Origin of the sequence: Pseudomonas sp. TE50-2 (assembly GCF_040813665.1) — a bacterium.
Classification (GTDB): domain Bacteria; phylum Pseudomonadota; class Gammaproteobacteria; order Pseudomonadales; family Pseudomonadaceae; genus Aquipseudomonas; species Aquipseudomonas soli.
This window is the reverse complement of sequence record NZ_JBFNXN010000001.1, coordinates 3,897,501-3,916,837: the sequence shown is the minus strand read 5'-3', so window position 1 is coordinate 3,916,837 and position 19,337 is coordinate 3,897,501. Positions and strand designations below refer to the sequence as shown.

Sequence of the window (19,337 nt, the reverse complement as noted above, 5' to 3'; positions counted from 1 at the left end):
CTGCGCGCTTGTGGTTAAATACGGCTTCTTTTGCCCCGGGGTTTGGCCGGGGGCGCTCATCATAACAGGACGGCACCGCCCAAGACAGCGGCCGTCAAAGGGACGCAAGCCGCCATGCAAGTGAAACACCTGCTGCTGATCGCCATCCTCGGGCTCACCGCTGCCTGTTCCTCGAACAAGGAAGTCATTGACGAGAACCTCAGCGAGGCCGAGCTGTACCAGCAGGCGCAGGCCGACCTGGACAACTCCAGCTATACCAGCGCCGTGAACAAGCTCAAGGCCCTGGAGTCGCGCTACCCGTTCGGCCGCTACGCCGACCAGGCCCAGCTCGAGCTGATCTACGCCAACTACAAGAACTCCGAGCCCGAGGCCGCCAAGTCGGCTGCCGAGCGCTTCATCCGCCTGCACCCGCAGCACCCGAACGTCGACTACGCCTACTACCTCAAGGGCCTGACCTCGTTCGACCAGGACCGTGGCCTGCTGGCGCGCTTCCTGCCGCTGGACATGACCAAGCGTGACCCGGGCGCCGCCCGCGACTCGTACAACGAGTTCGCCCAGCTGACCAGCCGCTTCCCCAACAGCCGCTACGCCCCGGACGCCAAGCAGCGCATGATCTACCTGCGCAACCTGCTGGCCTCCTACGAAATCCACGTGGCCAACTACTACCTGAGCCGCGAGGCCTATGTAGCCGCCGCCAACCGTGGCCGCTACGTGGTGGAGAACTTCCAGGAAACCCCATCGGTGGGTGACGGCCTGGCGGTGATGGTCGAGTCGTACCAGCGCATGCACCTGGACGAGCTGGCCGCCACCAGCCTCGAGACCCTCAAGCTCAACTACCCGGACCACCCGAGCCTGGTCGACGGCCAGTTCGTCACCAAGGTCGACGAAAACGGCAACCGCTCGTGGCTGTCCAAGGCCACCCTGGGCCTGATCGAAACCAAGACCCCGCTGCCGCCGGGCGAGACCCGCGCCAACCAGGACGTGGTCAAGCAGTTCCAGGACGCCCGCTCCGAGATGCCCGAGGAGCTGCTGCCCAAGGACGAGAACGGCGACCCGATCCTGCCGGAAGGTCCGAAGGAAGCCGAGAAGGACCGCAGCTGGTTCAGCTACATGACCTTCGGTCTGTTCGACTGATACGTCGCATGCGCAGAAAGGGAGGCCCGAGGCCTCCCTTTTTTATTGGCCGCGTCCTAGACTGTCGCCTTCTTCATTCGACAAGCTGGACACCATGGTTCGCCTACTTTTCTGGATCGCCCTGATCGCCGCCGCGTTCTGGCTGTGGCGCAAGTTCAAGACCAGTCAGCAATCACCTGCCGAACCGCGCCTGCAGGACCCGCTGCAGATGGTGCGCTGCGCCCATTGCGGCGTGCACCTGCCTAATGACCGGGCGCTGCAGCTGGGCAAGGAGTGGTATTGCAGCCAGCAGCATCTGGAGCAAGGGCCGGGGCAACAGCGCTGAGCGAGGGCCGCCCTGCGGCCTTTCGCCGGCAAGCCGGACTGCACTGGCTTCGAACCTTGTGGGAGCCGGCTTGCCGGCGAAAGGCCCGCATAGCGGGCCCGACGAACTTAAGCCAAACGCCCTTGCGGCGCATACGGCGCCGGATCGATGATCGGCGCACGCCCCAGCAGCAGGTCGCTGAACAGCTGGCAAGACGCCGGCGCCAGCACCAGCCCGTTGCGGTAATGGCCGCAGTTCAGCCACAACCCCGCATGCCCCGGCACCGCGCCAATGTAAGGGATGCCTTCCGGCGACCCAGGGCGCAGGCCAGCCCAGTGCCCCACCACCTCGGCATCCGCCAGCGCCGGCAGCAGTTCCACCGCCGAAGCCTTCAGACTCTCGAGCGCATCACCGGTCGGGGTCTTGTCGTAGCCGGCATGCTCCAGGGTGCTGCCGACCAGGATATGCCCGTCGCGGCGCGGGATCGCGTAGCGGCCCTTGGCCAGGACCATGCTCGGCAGGAAGTCCTCGGCGCACTTGAACAAGATCATCTGCCCTTTCACCGGCTCCACCGGCAGGCTCAGGCCCAATGTCTGCAGCAGATCGCCGCTCCAGGCACCGGCACTGAGCACCACCTCGTCGGCAGCCAGCACGCCCTGCTCGGTACGCACCCCGGCGACACGCCCGCCTTCATGGACGAAACCGCTGATCTGGCAATGCTCGCGCAGGGTCACGTTGGGCAGCGCCAGCAGCGCGGCCTTGAGCGACTTCACCAGGCGCGGGTTGCGGACGTTGGCCACGCCCGCCATGTAGATGGCATGGCGATAGCCTGGCCCGAGCACCGGCACTGCGTCGTAGGCAGCCGAGATATCCACGGCGCTGAGCGGCCGCTGCTCACGGGCCGCCCAGGCCAGGGCCTCGGCTTCGTCGTCCAGGTCCAGCCAGTACAGCCCGGTGGTGTGCACCTCTGGGTCGATGCCGGTGCTGGCGAACAGACGCTCGCCCAGCTGTGGATAGAAATCCTGCGACCAATGCGCCAGCGCCGTTACCGCCGGGCTATAGCGCCAGGGGTACAACGGCGAGACGATGCCGCCACCGGCCCAGGACGACTCACGCCCTACCTCGCCCTGGTCGCACACCACCACCCGGTCGACATCCGCCGCCAGGTTCAACGCCGTCAGCAGGCCGATGACGCCACCGCCGACAATCACTACTTGCTTGCTCATCGTTCGATCCAACACCTGAAGTAATTCCACGGTGCGCGGGCACCTTTTGATCTTCAGCTTCCCCAGCACGTCTGCTCGTCTGCGCTGCCGCCCGGATTGTCACGCACGCCAGCGTGATCGAGGCGGAAGTCGCCACAGCGGTCGTCGGCCATGAACGTCTCCGTCACACGGCGGGCAAGCAGTGTGAAAGCGTCTTCGTCGCGCTGTGCCTGCAGGCGGTAGTAGCGGCTGCCAGCCGGCAATACCGTGACGAGCTGCTCGCTGTCGGCATAGCCGCCGACATACGCGCGATGCTGTTCCAGGCGCAACGCCGCGTCCTGCAGCAGCCCGACCACCTCGCTGCGCGCGGCACGGCGGAGCTGGTCGCTGTAACTGGGGTAGGCAATGGCTGCCAGCATGCCGATCAGCGCCACGACAATCAATAATTCGATCAGACCAAGACCCCGCTGCATGTCAGCCCTCCTCCAGGCGCTGACGCCAGCTGATGCGCCCGATATTGCCCTGCCCGTCCACGGCATAGACTGCTTCCAGGAACTGCCGGCCCCGCACCTGGCGGCTCAGCGCCGTGATCCGCACGAGGTCGACCCGCTCGTCCGGCGGCAGGCCGACGGCACGGCGTGTCTGCCCCAGGTGCTGGAGCAGGACATAGCCACTGTCGGTGGTTCGCCACGGCGCGGCAGGCGAGGCCGTCGGCAGCTCAGGCGGCAGGCAATCGAGGCACAGCGCAGGCAAGCCGCCTTGCAGCAACGCGCCCCCTTCCACCAAGCTGGCTTCGGCCTGTTCGAAAGCCTGCGCCCTGCGCCATTGTTCACCGACCTGCCGCGCCTGCAGCAAGGCTTCGCGCATGCCCAGCGCGGTCAGCAGGCCAAGCAGCAGGCTGAGGCTCAGGGCCAGCAACAGCACCACGCCACGCTGGCGGCTCATGCGTCATCCCCAGGATTGCGCACGGCCACGCTCAGGGCATGGCGTTGCTCCAGCCGATGCTCGCGGTCCTGCATGAGCAACTCGATATCGACGCGACCGTCGCCATGACGCACCCGCAGGGCCCGGACATTGTCGACCAGGCTGGCATGCTGGGCGTTGCTGGTGAACATCAGGCTGCCATTGCGCACGCGGTAGGTAACCCGGCGCACCGGCAAGGCCAGCAGGGCATCGCCAGGCACATGCTGGCCACGCAGGACCTGCGCCCAACTGCGACAGTCGGTGAGCACGGTCCAGTCCGGCGCGCCGAGCAATCCCGGCAGCTCGGCGCCTACCAGCGTGAGGCTGTCAGCGTTGGCCTCGATCGGCCTGGCGAAGGCGAGCGCAGCCTGCGGATCGGTGAAGTCTGCCGCTTCCAGGCGCAGGCAGCCGAACATGCCTGCCATGCGGATGTCCTCGGCCAGGCGCTGCAGGACCAGGCGCGCATCATCCTGCAGCCTCGCTGCCGCGCCTTGCAGCCGCCAGGCCTGATAGGCCTGGCCGAACAACTGGCTCGCCGTCACCAGCAACAACGCCCCCAGGGCCACGGCCAGCAACACCTCGACCAGCCCGGCGCCTGCTTGCCCGCGTTTCATGGCAGCACCCTGCCCTGCAACTGCAAGGGCGGGCGCCCCTCAGTCTGGGCCGGCCAGCTCACCTGCAGCTCCAGCATGCCGGCGTGGCGCCTGATTCGCCCTTGCGCCGAGGTGCCGAGCACCTGGGTGACCCGCGAACGCCAGGCACTTTCCTCCCCCGCCTCGAGCGTGCCGCTGGCCCTCACCCGCTCGAGCATGCCCTGGGCCAGCTGCAACGCCTGACCGTCACGCCGGACGCTCTCGGCGGCCTGCATGCCACGCACCTGCAAGGCCGCTGCGGCGAACACGCCAAGCGCCAGCACCGTCATCGCCAGCAGCACCTCCAGCAGCGTCATCCCGCCTTCCTTCGCCCACATCGTCACCCTCCTGGGATCTTTCCTCGCCGTCTGCCCGAACCGGCTGACTGGCGCCTCGCGCGGCCAGGCCGGAAGCTACAGCGAAGCACTTCCAGGGAGGAATGCACGGTGAGGCAACAAGGCGTAACACTGCTACAAATGATGTGCGCACTGACAATTGGCAGCCTGCTGACACACCTGGGGATAACGGCCTACGCCAGGCTCGGCGAAACCCTGCAACTGGCCGCCGCAGCCCGAGAACTGGCGCAGGCACTGCGCGCTGCGCGCAACCAGGCCGCGCTGCAACAGCTGGCGCTGAAGGTTCATCCATTGGAAGGTGACTGGGGCAAGGGTTGGCGTGTGTCGCAGGAGCACGACGGCCAGGTATTGCGCGAACATCGCCTGGCCAAGCCCGTAAAGGTAGTGGCCAGTTCTGCGCGGGAGGTGCGCTTCAGCAGGCGGGGCGCACCAATAGGGGAAGGCTTTGTCGGCATCACGCTGGAGATCTGCCAGCGCAGCGGGCCTGGCAGCCAGCATCAGGTGGTGCTGAGCCCCAGTGGCCGGGTCAGCCTGCGCAGCGACGAGGGCCGCCGCTGTGCAGGTGACTGAGTCAGATCAGCGAGCGAACCCGCAGTTCCTTGGGCATCGAGAAGGTGATGTTCTCTTCGCGGCCGTCGAGCTCTTCGGCGCCGGTGGCGCCCCAGGCCTTGAGCTGCTCGATCACGCCACGCACCAGCACCTCGGGCGCCGAGGCACCGGCGGTGATACCGATGCGCTCGGCACCGTCGAACCAGCTGCGTTGCAGGTCCTCGGCACCGTCGATCAGGTAGGCCGGGGTGCTCATGCGCTCGGCCAACTCGCGCAGGCGGTTGGAGTTGGAGCTGTTGGGGCTGCCGACCACCAGTACCACGTCACACTCGTCGGCCAGTTGCTTGACGGCGTCCTGGCGGTTTTGCGTGGCGTAGCAGATGTCGTCCTTGCGCGGGCCGCCGATGTTCGGGAAGCGCGCGCGCAGGGCGTCGATCACCCGGCTGGTGTCGTCCATCGACAGGGTGGTCTGGGTGACGAAGGCCAGGTGGTCAGGGTCGTTCACCTGCAACTGGGCAACATCGTCCTCGTCTTCGACAAGGTAGATGGCGCCGCCGTTGCTGGCGTCGTACTGGCCCATGGTGCCTTCGACTTCCGGGTGCCCTTCGTGGCCGATGAGAATGGTCTCACGGCCATCACGGCTGTACTTGGCCACCTCGATATGCACCTTGGTCACCAGCGGGCAGGTGGCGTCGAACACTTTCAGGCCACGGCCGGCGGCTTCCTGGCGCACGGCCTGGGAGACACCATGGGCGCTGAAAATGACGATGACGTCGTCCGGCACCTGGTCCAGCTCTTCGACGAACACCGCGCCACGGTTGCGCAGGTCTTCGACCACGAACTTGTTGTGCACCACTTCGTGGCGCACGTAGATCGGCGGGCCGAAGACTTCCAGGGCGCGGTTGACGATCTCGATCGCCCGGTCGACCCCGGCGCAGAAGCCGCGCGGGTTGGCGAGTTTGATTTGCATGCTCGGCTCCAGGCTCACACGGCCTTCACGTCGAGGATCTGCACCTCGAAGTTCAGGGTCTTGCCAGCCAGTGGATGGTTGAAATCGATGGTCACCTGGTTGTCGTCGAACGCTTTGACCACACCCGGCAGCTCGGTGTTGGCGGCATCGTTGAAGATCACCAGCAGCCCTTCGGACAGCTCCATGCCTTCGAACTGCGAGCGCGGCATCACCTGCACGTTCTGCGGGTTGTGCTGGCCGAAGGCGTTCTCCGGGGCGATGCTCAGCTTGCGCTGGTCACCGGCCTTGAAGCCGAACAGGGCGTTCTCGAAACCCGGCAGCAGGTTGCCGTCGCCGACCTTGAACGTGGCCGGGGCCTTGTCGAAGGTGCTGTCGACGGTGTCGCCGTTTTCCAGGTGCAGCGCGAAGTGCAGGGTGACTTCGGTGTTCTGGCCGATACGGGTCTCAGTCATGGACGGCTTCCTCGGACTTCTTGCTCTTGAACATATCCAGCGCCAGCATCACCGCGCCCACGCTAATGGCGCTGTCGGCCAGGTTGAAGGCCGGGAAGTAGTGGCGGTTCTGCCAGTGCACCAGGATGAAGTCGACCACATGGCCAAGCACCACGCGGTCGTACAGGTTGCCCAATGCACCGCCCAGCACCAGCGCCAGGGCCACGGCCAGCCAGGTCTCGTTGCGCCCCAGGCGCTTGAGCCAGACCACCAGCACGGCGCTGACCACCACGGCGATCAGCGCGAACAGCCAGCGCTGCCAGCCGGAGCTGTCGGCCAGGAAGCTGAACGCCGCGCCGGTGTTGTAGGCCAAGGTCCAGCTGAAGTAGTCGGGGATGACCACGATCTGCTGGTACAGGCTCAGCGCGCCCTCGAAGTAGACCTTGGTGGCCTGGTCGAGGACCAGTACCACCAGGCTCAGCCAGAGCCAGGCAAGGCGCCCGAAGCGCCCCGCGGAAGCGTTAGGCATAGTGGCGCACCTCACCGGAACCGCTCAGGTTGTCGACGCAACGGGCGCAGATTTCCGGATGCTCCGGGTGGCTGCCCACATCGGCGCGGAAGTGCCAGCAACGACCGCACTTGGCATGGCCGGACTTGACCACTTTCAGCTTGAGGCCTTCGACTTCGGTTGTCACGGCATCGGCCGGCGCCTGGACGAACGGCACCACGCTCGCAGCCGAGGTGATCAGCACGAAGCGCAGCTCGTCGCCGAGCTTGTTCAGGTCGGCGGTCAGGCCCTCTTCGGCGAACAGGGTGACCTCGGCCTGCAGGTTGCCGCCGATGACCTTGGCGGTACGCTGGTTCTCCAGCTCCTTGTTGACCGCGGCCTTGACTGCCATCACGCGGTCCCAGTAGGCGCGGTCCAGCTCGGCGTCGGCCGGCAGTTCCGTCAGGCCCTGGTACCAGGTGTTGAGCATCACCGACTCGTTGCGCTCGCCCGGCAGGTACTGCCAGATCTCGTCGGCGGTGAACGCCAGGATCGGCGCGATCCAGCGCACCAGCGCCTCGCTGATGTGGTACAGCGCGGTCTGGCAGGAGCGGCGGGCGACACTGTTGGCGCCGGTGGTGTACTGGCGGTCCTTGATGATGTCGAGGTAGAAGCCACCGAGCTCCTGCACGCAGAAGTTGTGGATCTTCGAGTAGACGTTCCAGAACCGGTACTCGCCGTAGTGCTCTTCCAGCTCGCGCTGCAGCAGCAGGGTGCGGTCGACCGCCCAACGGTCCAGGGCCAGCATGTCCTCGGCCGGCAGCAGGTCGCGGGCCGGGTCGAAGCCGGACAGGTTGGAGAGCAGGAAGCGCGCGGTGTTGCGGATGCGGCGGTAGGCGTCGGCGCTGCGCTGCAGGATCTGCTCGGAAACGGCCATCTCACCGGAGTAGTCGGTGGCGGACACCCACAGGCGCAGGATGTCGGCACCCAGGGTGTTGTTGACCTTTTCCGGCTCGATGGTGTTGCCCAGCGACTTGGACATCTTGCGGCCGTTCTCGTCCACGGTGAAGCCGTGGGTCAGCAGCTCGCGGTACGGCGCGTGGTTGTCGATGGCGCAGCCGGTCAGCAAGGAAGAGTGGAACCAGCCGCGGTGCTGGTCGGAGCCTTCCAGGTACAGGTCGGCGCGCGGGCCGGTGGCGTGACCGATGTCGTGGGAGCCGCGCAGCACGTGCCAGTGGGTGGTACCGGAGTCGAACCAGACATCGAGGGTGTCGGTGATCTTGTCGTACTGGCCGGCCTCGTCACCGAGCAGCTCGGCGGCATCCAGCTTGAACCAGGCCTCGATACCTTGCTGTTCGACGCGCTTGGCCACTTCCTCCATCAGCTCGACGGTACGCGGGTGCAGCTCACCGGTCTGCTTGTCCAGGAAGAACGGGATCGGCACGCCCCAGTTGCGCTGACGCGAGATGCACCAGTCCGGGCGGTTGGCGATCATCGAGTGCAGGCGCGCCTGGCCCCAGGCCGGAACGAACTTGGTCTCTTCGATGGCCTTGAGCGAGCGCTCGCGCAGGTTGTCGCCGCTGGTGGGCTGCTTGTCCATGCCGACGAACCACTGCGCGGTGGCGCGGTAGATCAGCGGGGTCTTGTGGCGCCAGCAGTGCATGTAGCTGTGGCTGATGGTCTCGGTGTGCATCAGCGCGCCGACTTCGCTGAGCTTGTCGACGATGGCCGGGTTGGCCTTCCAGATGAACTGGCCGCCGAAGAACGGCAGCGACTCGACGTACACGCCGTTGCTCTGCACCGGGGTGAGGATGTCGTCGTTGACCATGCCGTAGCGCTTGCAGGTGACGAAGTCGTCTTCACCATAGGCGGGCGAGGAGTGAACCACACCGGTACCGGCGCCCAGCTCGACGTATTCGGCCAGGTAGATCGGCGACAGGCGATCGTAGAACGGGTGACGGAAGTTGATCAGCTCGAGGGCCGAACCCGGGGCGGTGGCGATGACCGAACCTTCCAGCGCATAGCGCTTCAGGCACGCCTCGACCAGCTCCTCGGCGAGCACCAGCAGGCGCTCGCCGGTATCGACCAGGGCGTAGGTGAAGTCCGGGTGGATGTTCAGCGCCTGGTTGGCCGGGATGGTCCACGGGGTGGTGGTCCAGATCACGATGGCGGCGGGCTTGGCCAGCGCGGCCAGGCCGAAGGCAGCGGCCAGCTTGGCCTCGTCGGCGACCGGGAAGGCGACGTCGATGGTCTGGGATTTCTTGTCGGCGTACTCGACTTCGGCTTCGGCCAGGGCCGAACCGCAATCGAAGCACCAGTTAACCGGCTTCAGGCCCTTGAACACGAAGCCTTGCTTGACCATCTCGGCAAGGGCGCGGATCTCGCCGGCCTCGTTGGCGAAGTTCATGGTCTTGTACGGGTTGTCCCAGTCACCCAGCACGCCCAGGCGGATGAACTCGGTCTTCTGCCCCTCGATCTGCTCGGCGGCGTACTCGCGGCACAGCTCGCGGGTGCGGTCGGCGGTCAGGTGCTTGCCGTGGGTGACCTCGACCTTGTGCTCGATCGGCAGGCCGTGGCAGTCCCAGCCCGGTACGTACGGGGCGTCGAAGCCCGACAGGGTCTTCGAACGGACAATCATGTCCTTGAGAATCTTGTTCAGCGCATGACCGATATGGATCTTGCCGTTGGCATAGGGCGGGCCGTCGTGCAGGACGAACTTCGGACGATCCTTGCCAATTTCGCGCAGCTTCTGGTACAGGCCAATGCTGTCCCAGCGCTGCAGGATCTGCGGTTCGCGCTGAGGCAGGCCGGCCTTCATGGGGAAGGCGGTGTCCGGAAGGTTAAGCGTGGCTTTGTAGTCGGTCATTTCAGGCTCTTCGTTAGCGGTTGAGCGTGCCAGTGGGCACGTGCGGCGGCGATGTCCGCGTCGATCGCCGACTTCAGCGCCTCCAGGGAGGCGAAACGCTGCTCTTCACGCAGCTTGTGGTGGAATTCCACCGTCAGGCGCCGGCCATAGAGGTCACCGGCGTAGTCCAGGAGATGAATCTCCAGGTGAGGACGCCCGTCACCGGCGACGGTGGGGCGTACTCCGATATTGCCGACACCCGGCCACTGCTGGCCGTCGATCTCGATGCTGGCCAGGTAGACCCCGGACAGCGGCACGCGACGGCGCTTGAGCTGGATGTTGGCGGTAGGTGTGCCGAGCTGGCGGGCCAGCTTCTGGCCATGCAGCACGCGGCCGGTAATGCGGTACGGGCGGCCCAGCAGGTGTTCGGCCAGCTCGAAGTTGCCCTCGGCCAGGGCCTTGCGCACTTCGGTGCTGCTGACCCGCAGGCCATCCTGGATGACGGTGTTGGCCGCCTCGACACTGAAGCCATGGCGCTTGCCGGCTTCGGTGAGGAAGGCGAAATCACCGGCGCGGTCGCAGCCGAAGCGGAAGTCGTCGCCCACTTCGAGGTGGCGCACGCCCAGGCCATCGACCAGCACCGCCTTGACGAACTGCTCGGCGCTGAGTTGGCTCAGGCGCTGGTTGAACGACAGGCACAGCACCCGGTCGATGCCCTCGCCGGCCAGCAGCTCGACCTTGTCACGCAGGCGCGCCAGGCGGGCCGGCGCGGTGTCCGGGGCGAAATATTCGCGAGGCTGTGGCTCGAAGATCACCACGCAGGTGGGCAGGCCGAGTTCCTGGCCACGTTCGCGCAGGCGTGCGAGGATCGCCTGGTGGCCGCGGTGGACCCCGTCGAAGTTGCCAATGGTGGCGACACAGCCCCGGTGCTCGGGGCGCAGGTTGTGAAGACCTCGAACCAGCTGCATAACGCGCTTCTTGCTCATAAAGTGGCCGATTATAACCACACCCGGGCGCTGGTGACAGGCAGCAGCGCCACCCTGGAGTGTGGAATGCGAAAAACCGACGCCTGACTCTTTTCGCGCCTCAGTGCAACGCCTTGCGGGCGAAGTGCCGTGGGCGGAAACCACACAGGTACAGGCAACCGAAATAGGTCACCACGCCGGCGATGATCAGGGCACCCAGGCGCACGAAGCGCTCGAGCATATTGCCCTGCTCCCAGGCCGGCATGTAGTGCATGCCCAGCAACAGCACACCTGACATCAACGCCACCGCCAGCACCAGCTTGAGCAGGAACATCGTCCAGCCCGGTTGCGGCTGGAACAGTTGCTGGCTGCGCAGCTTCCAGTACAGCAGGCCGGCGTTCAGGCAGGCGCCCAGGCTGATCGCCAGGGCCAGCCCGGCATGGGCCAGCGGGCCGACCAGGGCCAGGTTGAGCAATTGCGTGCATATCAGGGTGAACACCGCGATCTTCACCGGTGTGCGGATATTCTGCTGCGCATAGAAGCCAGGTGCCAGCACCTTGACCAGGATGATCGCCATCAACCCCACCGAATACGCGACCAGCGCGCGCTGGGTCATCGCCGCGTCGAAGGCGCTGAACTTACCGTACTGGAACAGCGCCACGGTCAGCGGTTCGGCGAGGATGCCCAAGGCCAGGGTGCAGGGCAGCACCAGCAGGAAGCACAGGCGCAGGCCCCAGTCGAGGATCCGCGAATACTCCTCACGGTCCTGGTTGGCGTAGGTCTTGGCCAGGGTCGGCAGCAGGATGGTGCCCAGGGCCACGCCGAGCACGCCGGAAGGCAGCTCCATGAGGCGGTCGGCGTAGTACATCCACGATACCGAGCCGGCTACCAGGAAGGAGGCGAAGATGGTGTTGATGATCAGCGAGATCTGGCTCACTGATACCCCGAGGATCGCCGGCAGCATCTGCTTGAGCACCCGCCACACGCCGGTATCGCGCAGGTTCAGGCGCGGCAGCACGAGCATGCCGATCTTCTTCAGCGCCGGCAGCTGGTACAGCAGTTGCGCCAGGCCACCGGCCAGCACGCCCCAGGCCAGGGCCATGATCGGCGGGTCGAAGTAGGGCGTGAGCAGCACGGCGAAGGCAATCATCGCCACGTTGAGCAGCGTGGGGGTGAACGCCGGCACGCTGAAGCGATTCCAGGTATTGAGGATCGCGCCGACCAGCGACGACAGCGAGATCAGCAATATATAAGGAAAGGTCACCCGCAACAGCGAAGTGGTCAGCTCATACTTCTCCGCGCTGTCGACGAAGCCCGGTGCCGTGGCCCAGACCACCCAGGGCGCGGCGAGGATGCCGATGGCGGTGACCAGCGCCAGGATCAGGGTCAGCAGGCCACTGACATAGGCGACGAAGGTGCGGGTGGCCTCCTCGCCCTGCTGGGTCTTGTACTCGGCGAGGATCGGCACGAAGGCCTGGGAGAAGGCGCCTTCGGCGAAGATCCGCCGCAGCAGGTTGGGCAGCTTGAAGGCGATGAAAAAGGCGTCGGTGGCGATGCCGGCGCCGAACACCCGCGCCAGGATGGTATCGCGCACGAAGCCGAGCACCCGGGAAATCATGGTGATGGAGCTGACCGCGGCCAGGGATTTGAGCAGGTTCATCGAAAAGTTTCACGCCAGGGGCAGAGGACGCTGCAGACAGCGTCCGAATGTGCGATACTCCCGCGCCTTCGCAGGGGAGCCAAAAATTCCCGAGTTTACAGGTCGTGCGACAGAAAGGAATATTTCCCTCCTGTTGGCTCACCACTCGGCGGAACCTTGCAGGTGGCCTTGACATCCGATCGACTCATCGGCATGATTCGCGGCCTATTTTGTTTGCTATTTACCTAAAGTCTTTCGAGGAGCTCGACGGTGGCCAACTCACCTTCCGCCAAGAAACGTGCAAAACAGGCTGAGAAGCGTCGCAGCCACAACGCCAGCCTGCGTTCCATGGTCCGTACCTACATCAAGAATGTAGTCAAGGCCATCGACGCAAAAGACGCCGAAAAAGCGCAAGCCGCTTACGTTCTGGCTGTACCTGTAATCGACCGTATGGCCGACAAGGGTATCATCCACAAGAACAAAGCTGCTCGCCACAAAGGCCGTCTGAATGGCCACATCAAGGCACTGAAAGAAGCTGCAGCTGCCTAAGCGACGTTCTTGTCGAAAAAACCGACCCTAGGGTCGGTTTTTTTATGCCTGTGATTCGAGCCTGACAGCAGTTCCTGGCTTGGTATTGCGGGCATCCACCCTCATTGGGTCCAGCACAAGTAACGTGGGAGCGGCGGTGCGCCGCCCCCACGATCACTATGTCACTTGCCGATCTGGATCTTCGGTGCCCACTGCATCCACTCATCCTCCGGCTTGTCGAACAGCGCAAAGGTCTGCTGCGGGCGTGCCGGGTTGCCCATCTGCTCGCCATCGGGCGTGGCGAAGGCAATCCCACCCTCGATCAAGGTCTCAACCGACTCGGTACGCACCGTGGCGCCCTTGAACAAGCCCCAGTCGAAACCGAACCCGCTGCTGTTCCAGAAGCGGCTGCCGCCACGCACCAGCCCGGCATAGCGAGGCTCGATAAGAATGTGGATAAGTACCCGGTCGGCGGTCTGGCCCAGCTCGAAGCCGGTGACCTTGCCCACTGCGATCTCACGGTAGGTGACCGGCACGCCCGGCTTGATCGAGCCACGGCGCGCCGCGCTCAAGGTCAGCGGCAGGCCGACCTCCTCGCCTTTCACCTCGGGGGCATCGCTCAGGGCGATGAAGTCTCGCTGCGGCCCCTTGTCCTTGAGCGCTGGCAGCACCTCCAGGTATTGGCCGCCGATCAGCGTGTCGAGGTTCTGGGTACGCACCAGCCCCAAGGCAGGCTTGACCACCCAGAACTGCGTACCGGTGCGGGCGATACGCTCGGCCGCCTGGGTAATCCGCGCACGGAGCAGGACCGCCTGCAGGTCGCCGGTCAGGTCGACGCTCTCGATGCTGCCTACGTCCAGCCCGCGGAAACGGATCGGCGTGCCCGGCTTCAGGCCATCGGCGCGGTCCACGCGAATGGTGATCAGGGTACCGGCCCGGTTGGCCGCGTCCTGGCTTTCATGCAGGCGGAAACGCGGGATGCGACGCTTGAGCGGTACATCCGGCTTCGGCGTGTCGAAGGCGATACCACCGGCCATGAGCGTCTGCAGCGACTCACTCTTGACCTGGATACCCGACAGGCCACCGGTCAGGGTGATGCCACTGGCATTCCAGAAGCGCGTGGAACCGTTGACCAGGTTGGCGTATTCCTTCTCGATGTGCACACCGATCAGGATGCGCTTGCTGTTGCGGGCGAACTGGTAGCTCTGCACGCTGCCCACGCGCACCTGGCGGTACATCACCGGGCTGCCCACTTCCAGCGAGCCCAGGGTGTCGGCGAACAGCACCATGTGCAGGCCGGGCGCCTTCAGGTCCAGTGGCGGCGCCTTCGGGCGCGCCTCGAACTCGCGCAGGGGCTTGGCGCCCGGCTCGCCCGGGCGCACCGCAATGTAGTTACCCTTCACCAATGCCTCGAGGCCGGTGATCCCGGCAAGCGAGATCGATGGCTTGACCACCCAGAACTGCGTGCCTTCGACCAGGTAGTCCTCGGCCAGTGGGTCCAGGGTCAGCTCGGCCGTTGCGCTGGTAAGGTCACCTTCGACCTTGAGGTCCTTGAGCGTGCCCACCTGGATGCCCTTGTACAGCACCGGCGTACGGCCCTTCTGCAAGCCTTCGAAGTCACTGAGCTTGACCTTGACGCGAATGCCGGCCTGGGCCGCGTCGAAGTCCTCGTACAAGCGGAACGGCAGGCTTGGATCGGTGGGCGGGCTGTCCTTGCGGTTCTCCGGCGTTGCAAAGGCGATGCCCCCGGCCACGATGCTCGACAGCGATTCAGTGCGCACCTTCACCCCGGACAGGTCGGCATCGATGCTGACGCCGCTGGCGTTCCAGAAACGCGTGTGCTTGCGCACCAGGCTGGCATAGGCCGGCGCGATGAACACCTTGATCTCCACCGTGCCCTGATCCTCGGACAGGCGATAGCTCTTCACCCGACCGACCTGGATCTGCTTGTAGAAGATCGGGCTGTCGCGGTTGAGCGAGCCCAGTCGCTCGGCCTTGAGTGTCAGGTGCAAGCCGGGCTCGGCATCGGACAGTGGTGGCGCTTCCTTGAGCGCGGTAAAGCGCTTGGTCGGCTCACCCTCCCCGGGGTCGACGGCGATGTAGTTACCCGAAACCAGCGTCTCCAGGCCCGAGATACCTGCCAGACTGACGCTCGGCTTGACCAGCCAGAAGCGCGTGCCCTTGGTCAGGTGCGGGCCTGCTTCCTTGCGCATCTCGATGGTGGCGACGACGCCACGGTTGTCCCCTTTGTCATCCAGCACCAGGGCAACCACCTTGCCCACCGACATGCCTTTGTAGATGACCTCGGTCTTGTTGGCGACGATGCCTTCACCACTCTCGAAGCGCACCTGTACCTCGATGCCGGCATCCTTGTAGGCTTGCCAGGCCAGCCAGCCCCCGATCGCCAAGGCAATCAGCGGCAGGATCCAGATGGCCGACCAGTTCGAAGCTGGGCGGGTTTTAGCCGTAGGCAAGTCACTCATGGTCGTCATCCGACTCCGTGTTGTCCCAGATCAGTCGGGGATCGAAAGTTAAAGCAGCGAGCATCGTCAGGATCACCACGGAGGCGAAGGCGACGGCGCCCAGGTTGGCTTCGACACTGGCGATGCGGCCGAAATTCACCACGGCCACGAGGATGGCGATGACGAAGATGTCCAGCATCGACCAGCGGCCGATGAACTCGATGAAGCGGTACATCAGGATGCGCTGCCGCGCCGACAGCGGCTGGTGGCGTTGCACCGAATAGAGCAGCAGGGCGATACCCACCAGCTTGAAGGTGGGCACCAGGATGCTGGCGATGAACACCACAGCAGCGATCGGCAACATGCCGTGCTTCATCAGGGTGATGACGCCAGACATGATGGTGTCCGGGCTGCCCTGCCCCAAGGCGCTGACGGTCATGATCGGCAGCACGTTGGCCGGGATATAGAGGATCATCGACGTGATCAGCAGCGCCCAGGTGCGCACGATGCTGTTGGGCCGCCGAGCGTGCACCACCGCCCCGCAGCGGGTGCAGGTCTGCGAGGTGCTGCCAGGCTCATGGCGGTTCAGCTCATGACATTCATTGCAGACCAGGATGCCTGCATCAATCGCCCGCATGGACGTCCTCCCCCGACAAGGCCACCCAGATCTGGTGCGGCGACATGACCACCTCGAGCCAGACCTGTACCAGCAGCAGGCTGATGAAGCAGAACAGGCCCAGGCCGATGCTCAGCTCGGCCAGGTCGACCAGCTTGACGATGGCCACCAGCACGCCCATGAAGTAGACCTCGAGCATCCCCCACTCACGCAGGTGGTGGTAGATACGATAGATCAGCAGGCCATAGCTGCGGCCGAAGTCGAGACGGATGCTCAGCAACACCGCCAGCTGGCACAGCAGCTTGAGCAGGGGAATGGCCATGCTGCACAGGAACACGACCACGGCGATGCCGCGCATCCCTGAATTGTACAGGCCGAGCACACCGCTCCAGACCGTGTCGTCGGAAGTCTGGCCGAGCAGGTGCAACTGCATGATCGGCAGGAAGTTGGCCGGCACGTACAGCAGCAGGGCCGTCAGCACCAGGGCGAGGCTGCGGTTGACCAGGTTGTGGCGGTGGGCATACAGCTCGTAGCCACAACGTGGGCATTGCGCCTTTTCGTCAGTCTGTAGCGAGACTTTGCGCATCAGCAGGTCGCACTCGTGGCAGGCCACCAGTTCATCCAGCGGCAGCTGCGCGAGCGCTTCGGGTTCGACAGGGTTAGGCATAAAGGGGTTCTGAATGGATGCGTCGGCTCTATTCTAGTGTTCCGACTCGAATTGTGGGAGATGGCCAGTATGAGGAACTGTATCGGTGTTCGAGTCACATTTTCCGTGAGCACGGCACATCGCCGGCAAGCCAGCCCTACAGCTTTTTCCAGGCACAAAGACAAAACCCCTACCTGCTCGCGCAGATAGGGGTTTTGCGAAATGAATCTTGACGATGACCTACTCTCACATGGGGAAACCCCACACTACCATCGGCGATGCATCGTTTCACTGCTGAGTTCGGGATGGGATCAGGTGGTTCCAATGCTCTATGGTCGTCAAGAAATTCGGTTGCCAGTACGTCCTTGCAGACATGCCAGCCAATTCGGATATGCGATATTTGTGGTTCGTCGCGAACTTTCGGTTCGTTTCGTCTTCACCACCACAATTTGGCCTCGGCGCAAATTGCTTGGGTGTTATATGGTCAAGCCTCACGGGCAATTAGTATTGGTTAGCTCAACGCCTCACAGCGCTTACACACCCAACCTATCAACGTCGTAGTCTTCGACGGCCCTTCAGGGAGCTCAAGGCTCCAGTGAGATCTCATCTTGAGGCAAGTTTCCCGCTTAGATGCTTTCAGCGGTTATCTCTTCCGAACATAGCTACCCGGCAATGCCACTGGCGTGACAACCGGAACACCAGAGGTTCGTCCACTCCGGTCCTCTCGTACTAGGAGCAGCCCCTCTCAAATCTCAAACGTCCACGGCAGATAGGGACCGAACTGTCTCACGACGTTCTAAACCCAGCTCGCGTACCACTTTAAATGGCGAACAGCCATACCCTTGGGACCGGCTTCAGCCCCAGGATGTGATGAGCCGACATCGAGGTGCCAAACACCGCCGTCGATATGAACTCTTGGGCGGTATCAGCCTGTTATCCCCGGAGTACCTTTTATCCGTTGAGCGATGGCCCTTCCATACAGAACCACCGGATCACTAAGACCTACTTTCGTACCTGCTCGACGTGTGTGTCTCGCAGTCAAGCGCGCTTTTGCCTTTATACTCTACGACCGATTTCCGACCGGTCTGAGCGCACCTTCGTACTCCTCCGTTACTCTTTGGGAGGAGACCGCCCCAGTCAAACTACCCACCATACACTGTCCTCGATCCGGATAACGGACCTGAGTTAGAACCTCAAGGTTGCCAGGGTGGTATTTCAAGGATGGCTCCATGAGAACTGGCGTCCCCACTTCAAAGCCTCCCACCTATCCTACACAAGCAAGCTCAAAGTCCAGTGCAAAGCTATAGTAAAGGTTCACGGGGTCTTTCCGTCTAGCCGCGGATACACTGCATCTTCACAGCGATTTCAATTTCACTGAGTCTCGGGTGGAGACAGCGCCGCCATCGTTACGCCATTCGTGCAGGTCGGAACTTACCCGACAAGGAATTTCGCTACCTTAGGACCGTTATAGTTACGGCCGCCGTTTACCGGGGCTTCGATCAAGAGCTTCGCTTGCGCTAACCCCATCAATTAACCTTCCGGCACCGGGCAGGCGTCACACCCTATACGTCCACTTTCGTGTTTGCAGAGTGCTGTGTTTTTAATAAACAGTCGCAGCGGCCTGGTATCTTCGACCGGCGTGGGCTTACGCAGCAAGTGCTTCACCCTCACCGGCGCACCTTCTCCCGAAGTTACGGTGCCATTTTGCCTAGTTCCTTCACCCGAGTTCTCTCAAGCGCCTTGGTATTCTCTACCTAACCACCTGTGTCGGTTTGGGGTACGGTTCCCAGTTATCTGAAGCTTAGGAGCTTTTCTTGGAAGCATGGCATCAACCACTTCGCGCTCTAGTGAGCACTCGTCATCAGCTCTCGGCCTTAAGATCCCGGATTTGCCTAAGATCTCAGCCTACCACCTTAAACTTGGACAACCAACGCCAAGCTGGCCTAGCCTTCTCCGTCCCTCCATCGCAATAACTGGAAGTACAGGAATATTAACCTGTTTTCCATCGACTACGCTTTTCAGCCTCGCCTTAGGGACCGACTAACCCTGCGTCGATTAACGTTGCGCAGGAAACCTTGGTCTTTCGGCGTGCGAGTTTTTCACTCGCATTGTCGTTACTCATGTCAGCATTCGCACTTCTGATACCTCCAGCAAGCTTCTCAACTCACCTTCACAGGCTTACAGAACGCTCCTCTACCGCATCATCATAAGATGATACCCGTAGCTTCGGTGCATGGTTTGAGCCCCGTTACATCTTCCGCGCAGGCCGACTCGACTAGTGAGCTATTACGCTTTCTTTAAAGGGTGGCTGCTTCTAAGCCAACCTCCTAGCTGTCTAAGCCTTCCCACATCGTTTCCCACTTAACCATGACTTTGGGACCTTAGCTGACGGTCTGGGTTGTTTCCCTTTTCACGACGGACGTTAGCACCCGCCGTGTGTCTCCCATGCTCGGCACTTGTAGGTATTCGGAGTTTGCATCGGTTTGGTAAGTCGGGATGACCCCCTAGCCGAAACAGTGCTCTACCCCCTACAGTGATACATGAGGCGCTACCTAAATAGCTTTCGAGGAGAACCAGCTATCTCCGAGCTTGATTAGCCTTTCAC

At 63.4% G+C, this 19,337-nt stretch carries 18 protein-coding genes and 2 rRNA genes (1 of these 20 only partly in view); 4 read left to right on the top strand and 16 right to left on the bottom strand.

The window, feature by feature from the left end; translation table 11 throughout:
- The first annotated feature begins 114 nt into the window (after positions 1–114).
- Complete coding sequence (locus AAHK21_RS17905) at positions 115–1,134, top strand: outer membrane protein assembly factor BamD (RefSeq protein ID WP_046854166.1); 1,020 nt, start codon at positions 115–117, stop codon at positions 1,132–1,134.
- Positions 1,135–1,228: 94 nt separating this feature from the next.
- On the top strand, positions 1,229–1,459 hold the full coding sequence (locus tag AAHK21_RS17900) for a PP0621 family protein (RefSeq protein WP_023632576.1): 231 nt from the start codon (positions 1,229–1,231) through the stop codon (positions 1,457–1,459).
- A 107-nt stretch (positions 1,460–1,566) separates the two neighbouring features.
- Here AAHK21_RS17900 and thiO read toward each other — a convergent pair whose 3' ends face one another.
- The 5 genes from thiO to pilV are packed head-to-tail and all read right to left on the bottom strand — an operon-like array spanning position 1,567 to position 4,576.
- Complete coding sequence (gene thiO / locus AAHK21_RS17895) at positions 1,567–2,664, bottom strand: glycine oxidase ThiO (protein WP_367857927.1); 1,098 nt, start codon at positions 2,662–2,664, stop codon at positions 1,567–1,569.
- A 53-nt stretch (positions 2,665–2,717) separates the two neighbouring features.
- Positions 2,718–3,116, bottom strand: coding sequence for a type IV pilin protein (locus AAHK21_RS17890; protein WP_046854164.1), 399 nt, complete (start codon positions 3,114–3,116; stop codon positions 2,718–2,720).
- 1 nt (position 3,117) lies between these two features.
- Positions 3,118–3,588, bottom strand: coding sequence for a hypothetical protein (locus tag AAHK21_RS17885; protein WP_046854163.1), 471 nt, complete (start codon positions 3,586–3,588; stop codon positions 3,118–3,120).
- Positions 3,585–4,220 carry a PilW family protein gene (locus AAHK21_RS17880; RefSeq protein WP_110604842.1) on the bottom strand — a complete coding sequence of 212 codons (636 nt, stop codon included), beginning with the start codon at positions 4,218–4,220 and terminating at the stop codon, positions 3,585–3,587. The genes AAHK21_RS17885 and AAHK21_RS17880 overlap by 4 nt, the downstream gene beginning before the upstream one ends.
- Positions 4,217–4,576 (bottom strand): type IV pilus modification protein PilV, encoded by a 360-nt coding sequence (gene pilV / locus AAHK21_RS17875; RefSeq protein WP_367857926.1) that lies wholly within the window; start codon positions 4,574–4,576, stop codon positions 4,217–4,219. Before pilV ends, AAHK21_RS17880 begins: the two co-directional genes overlap by 4 nt.
- 108 nt (positions 4,577–4,684) lie before the next feature.
- Between pilV and AAHK21_RS17870 the strand changes: the two genes are divergently transcribed.
- Positions 4,685–5,164: a GspH/FimT family pseudopilin gene (locus AAHK21_RS17870; RefSeq protein WP_367857925.1), complete on the top strand. Its 480-nt coding sequence runs from the start codon at positions 4,685–4,687 to the stop codon at positions 5,162–5,164.
- A 1-nt stretch (position 5,165) separates the two neighbouring features.
- Here the strand turns inward: AAHK21_RS17870 and ispH are convergent, their stop codons facing one another.
- The 6 genes from ispH to murJ all read right to left on the bottom strand — a co-directional run bounded on the left by ispH (position 5,166) and on the right by murJ (position 12,501).
- A complete protein-coding gene (gene ispH / locus AAHK21_RS17865; RefSeq protein WP_038706818.1) occupies positions 5,166–6,113 on the bottom strand; it encodes a 4-hydroxy-3-methylbut-2-enyl diphosphate reductase in 948 nt (315 codons plus the stop codon).
- Between the two features lie 14 nt (positions 6,114–6,127).
- Complete coding sequence (locus AAHK21_RS17860) at positions 6,128–6,565, bottom strand: peptidylprolyl isomerase (protein ID WP_023629753.1); 438 nt, start codon at positions 6,563–6,565, stop codon at positions 6,128–6,130.
- Positions 6,558–7,073, bottom strand: coding sequence for a signal peptidase II (lspA, locus tag AAHK21_RS17855; RefSeq protein ID WP_367857924.1), 516 nt, complete (start codon positions 7,071–7,073; stop codon positions 6,558–6,560). Before lspA ends, AAHK21_RS17860 begins: the two co-directional genes overlap by 8 nt.
- The gene (ileS, locus tag AAHK21_RS17850) at positions 7,066–9,897 is read right to left on the bottom strand and encodes an isoleucine--tRNA ligase (protein WP_367857923.1); all 2,832 of its coding nucleotides are present in this window, start codon (positions 9,895–9,897) and stop codon (positions 7,066–7,068) included. The genes lspA and ileS overlap by 8 nt, the downstream gene beginning before the upstream one ends.
- Entirely contained in the window at positions 9,894–10,844 is a 951-nt protein-coding gene (ribF, locus tag AAHK21_RS17845; protein WP_367857922.1) for a bifunctional riboflavin kinase/FAD synthetase, read from the bottom strand. The genes ileS and ribF overlap by 4 nt, the downstream gene beginning before the upstream one ends.
- Positions 10,845–10,962: 118 nt before the next feature.
- Positions 10,963–12,501, bottom strand: coding sequence for a murein biosynthesis integral membrane protein MurJ (murJ, locus tag AAHK21_RS17840; RefSeq protein WP_367857921.1), 1,539 nt, complete (start codon positions 12,499–12,501; stop codon positions 10,963–10,965).
- Between the two features lie 249 nt (positions 12,502–12,750).
- Between murJ and rpsT the strand changes: the two genes are divergently transcribed.
- Positions 12,751–13,029: a 30S ribosomal protein S20 gene (gene rpsT, locus AAHK21_RS17835; protein WP_023533220.1), complete on the top strand. Its 279-nt coding sequence runs from the start codon at positions 12,751–12,753 to the stop codon at positions 13,027–13,029.
- A 161-nt stretch (positions 13,030–13,190) separates the two neighbouring features.
- Here the strand turns inward: rpsT and AAHK21_RS17830 are convergent, their stop codons facing one another.
- The 5 genes from AAHK21_RS17830 to AAHK21_RS17810 all read right to left on the bottom strand — a co-directional run.
- Positions 13,191–15,491 (bottom strand): MlaD family protein, encoded by a 2,301-nt coding sequence (locus AAHK21_RS17830; protein WP_367857920.1) that lies wholly within the window; start codon positions 15,489–15,491, stop codon positions 13,191–13,193.
- A complete protein-coding gene (locus AAHK21_RS17825) occupies positions 15,484–16,107 on the bottom strand; it encodes a paraquat-inducible protein A (protein WP_217867264.1) in 624 nt (207 codons plus the stop codon). The genes AAHK21_RS17830 and AAHK21_RS17825 overlap by 8 nt, the downstream gene beginning before the upstream one ends.
- Positions 16,094–16,753, bottom strand: coding sequence for a paraquat-inducible protein A (locus AAHK21_RS17820; protein ID WP_046854155.1), 660 nt, complete (start codon positions 16,751–16,753; stop codon positions 16,094–16,096). The genes AAHK21_RS17825 and AAHK21_RS17820 overlap by 14 nt, the downstream gene beginning before the upstream one ends.
- A gap of 206 nt (positions 16,754–16,959) precedes the next feature.
- Positions 16,960–17,075: ribosomal RNA gene (gene rrf / locus AAHK21_RS17815) — 5S ribosomal RNA — on the bottom strand.
- 137 nt (positions 17,076–17,212) lie between these two features.
- Positions 17,213–19,337, bottom strand: a 23S ribosomal RNA gene (locus AAHK21_RS17810) (it continues 769 nt past the right edge of the window).

Excerpts from the sequence above, each read along its gene's own strand:
- AAHK21_RS17905 (WP_046854166.1), top strand. The coding sequence starts at position 115 with ATGCAAGTGAAACACCTGCTGCTGATCGCCATCCTCGGGCTCACCGCT.
- AAHK21_RS17900 (WP_023632576.1), top strand. The coding sequence starts at position 1,229 with ATGGTTCGCCTACTTTTCTGGATCGCCCTGATCGCCGCCGCGTTCTGG.
- thiO (WP_367857927.1), bottom strand. The coding sequence starts at position 2,664 with ATGAGCAAGCAAGTAGTGATTGTCGGCGGTGGCGTCATCGGCCTGCTG.
- AAHK21_RS17890 (WP_046854164.1), bottom strand. The coding sequence starts at position 3,116 with ATGCAGCGGGGTCTTGGTCTGATCGAATTATTGATTGTCGTGGCGCTG.
- AAHK21_RS17885 (WP_046854163.1), bottom strand. The coding sequence starts at position 3,588 with ATGAGCCGCCAGCGTGGCGTGGTGCTGTTGCTGGCCCTGAGCCTCAGC.
- AAHK21_RS17880 (WP_110604842.1), bottom strand. The coding sequence starts at position 4,220 with ATGAAACGCGGGCAAGCAGGCGCCGGGCTGGTCGAGGTGTTGCTGGCC.
- pilV (WP_367857926.1), bottom strand. The coding sequence starts at position 4,576 with ATGTGGGCGAAGGAAGGCGGGATGACGCTGCTGGAGGTGCTGCTGGCG.
- ispH (WP_038706818.1), bottom strand. The coding sequence starts at position 6,113 with ATGCAAATCAAACTCGCCAACCCGCGCGGCTTCTGCGCCGGGGTCGAC.
- AAHK21_RS17860 (WP_023629753.1), bottom strand. The coding sequence starts at position 6,565 with ATGACTGAGACCCGTATCGGCCAGAACACCGAAGTCACCCTGCACTTC.
- lspA (WP_367857924.1), bottom strand. The coding sequence starts at position 7,073 with ATGCCTAACGCTTCCGCGGGGCGCTTCGGGCGCCTTGCCTGGCTCTGG.
- ileS (WP_367857923.1), bottom strand. The coding sequence starts at position 9,897 with ATGACCGACTACAAAGCCACGCTTAACCTTCCGGACACCGCCTTCCCC.
- ribF (WP_367857922.1), bottom strand. The coding sequence starts at position 10,844 with ATGCAGCTGGTTCGAGGTCTTCACAACCTGCGCCCCGAGCACCGGGGC.
- murJ (WP_367857921.1), bottom strand. The coding sequence starts at position 12,501 with ATGAACCTGCTCAAATCCCTGGCCGCGGTCAGCTCCATCACCATGATT.
- AAHK21_RS17830 (WP_367857920.1), bottom strand. The coding sequence starts at position 15,491 with ATGAGTGACTTGCCTACGGCTAAAACCCGCCCAGCTTCGAACTGGTCG.
- AAHK21_RS17825 (WP_217867264.1), bottom strand. The coding sequence starts at position 16,107 with ATGCGGGCGATTGATGCAGGCATCCTGGTCTGCAATGAATGTCATGAG.
- AAHK21_RS17820 (WP_046854155.1), bottom strand. The coding sequence starts at position 16,753 with ATGCCTAACCCTGTCGAACCCGAAGCGCTCGCGCAGCTGCCGCTGGAT.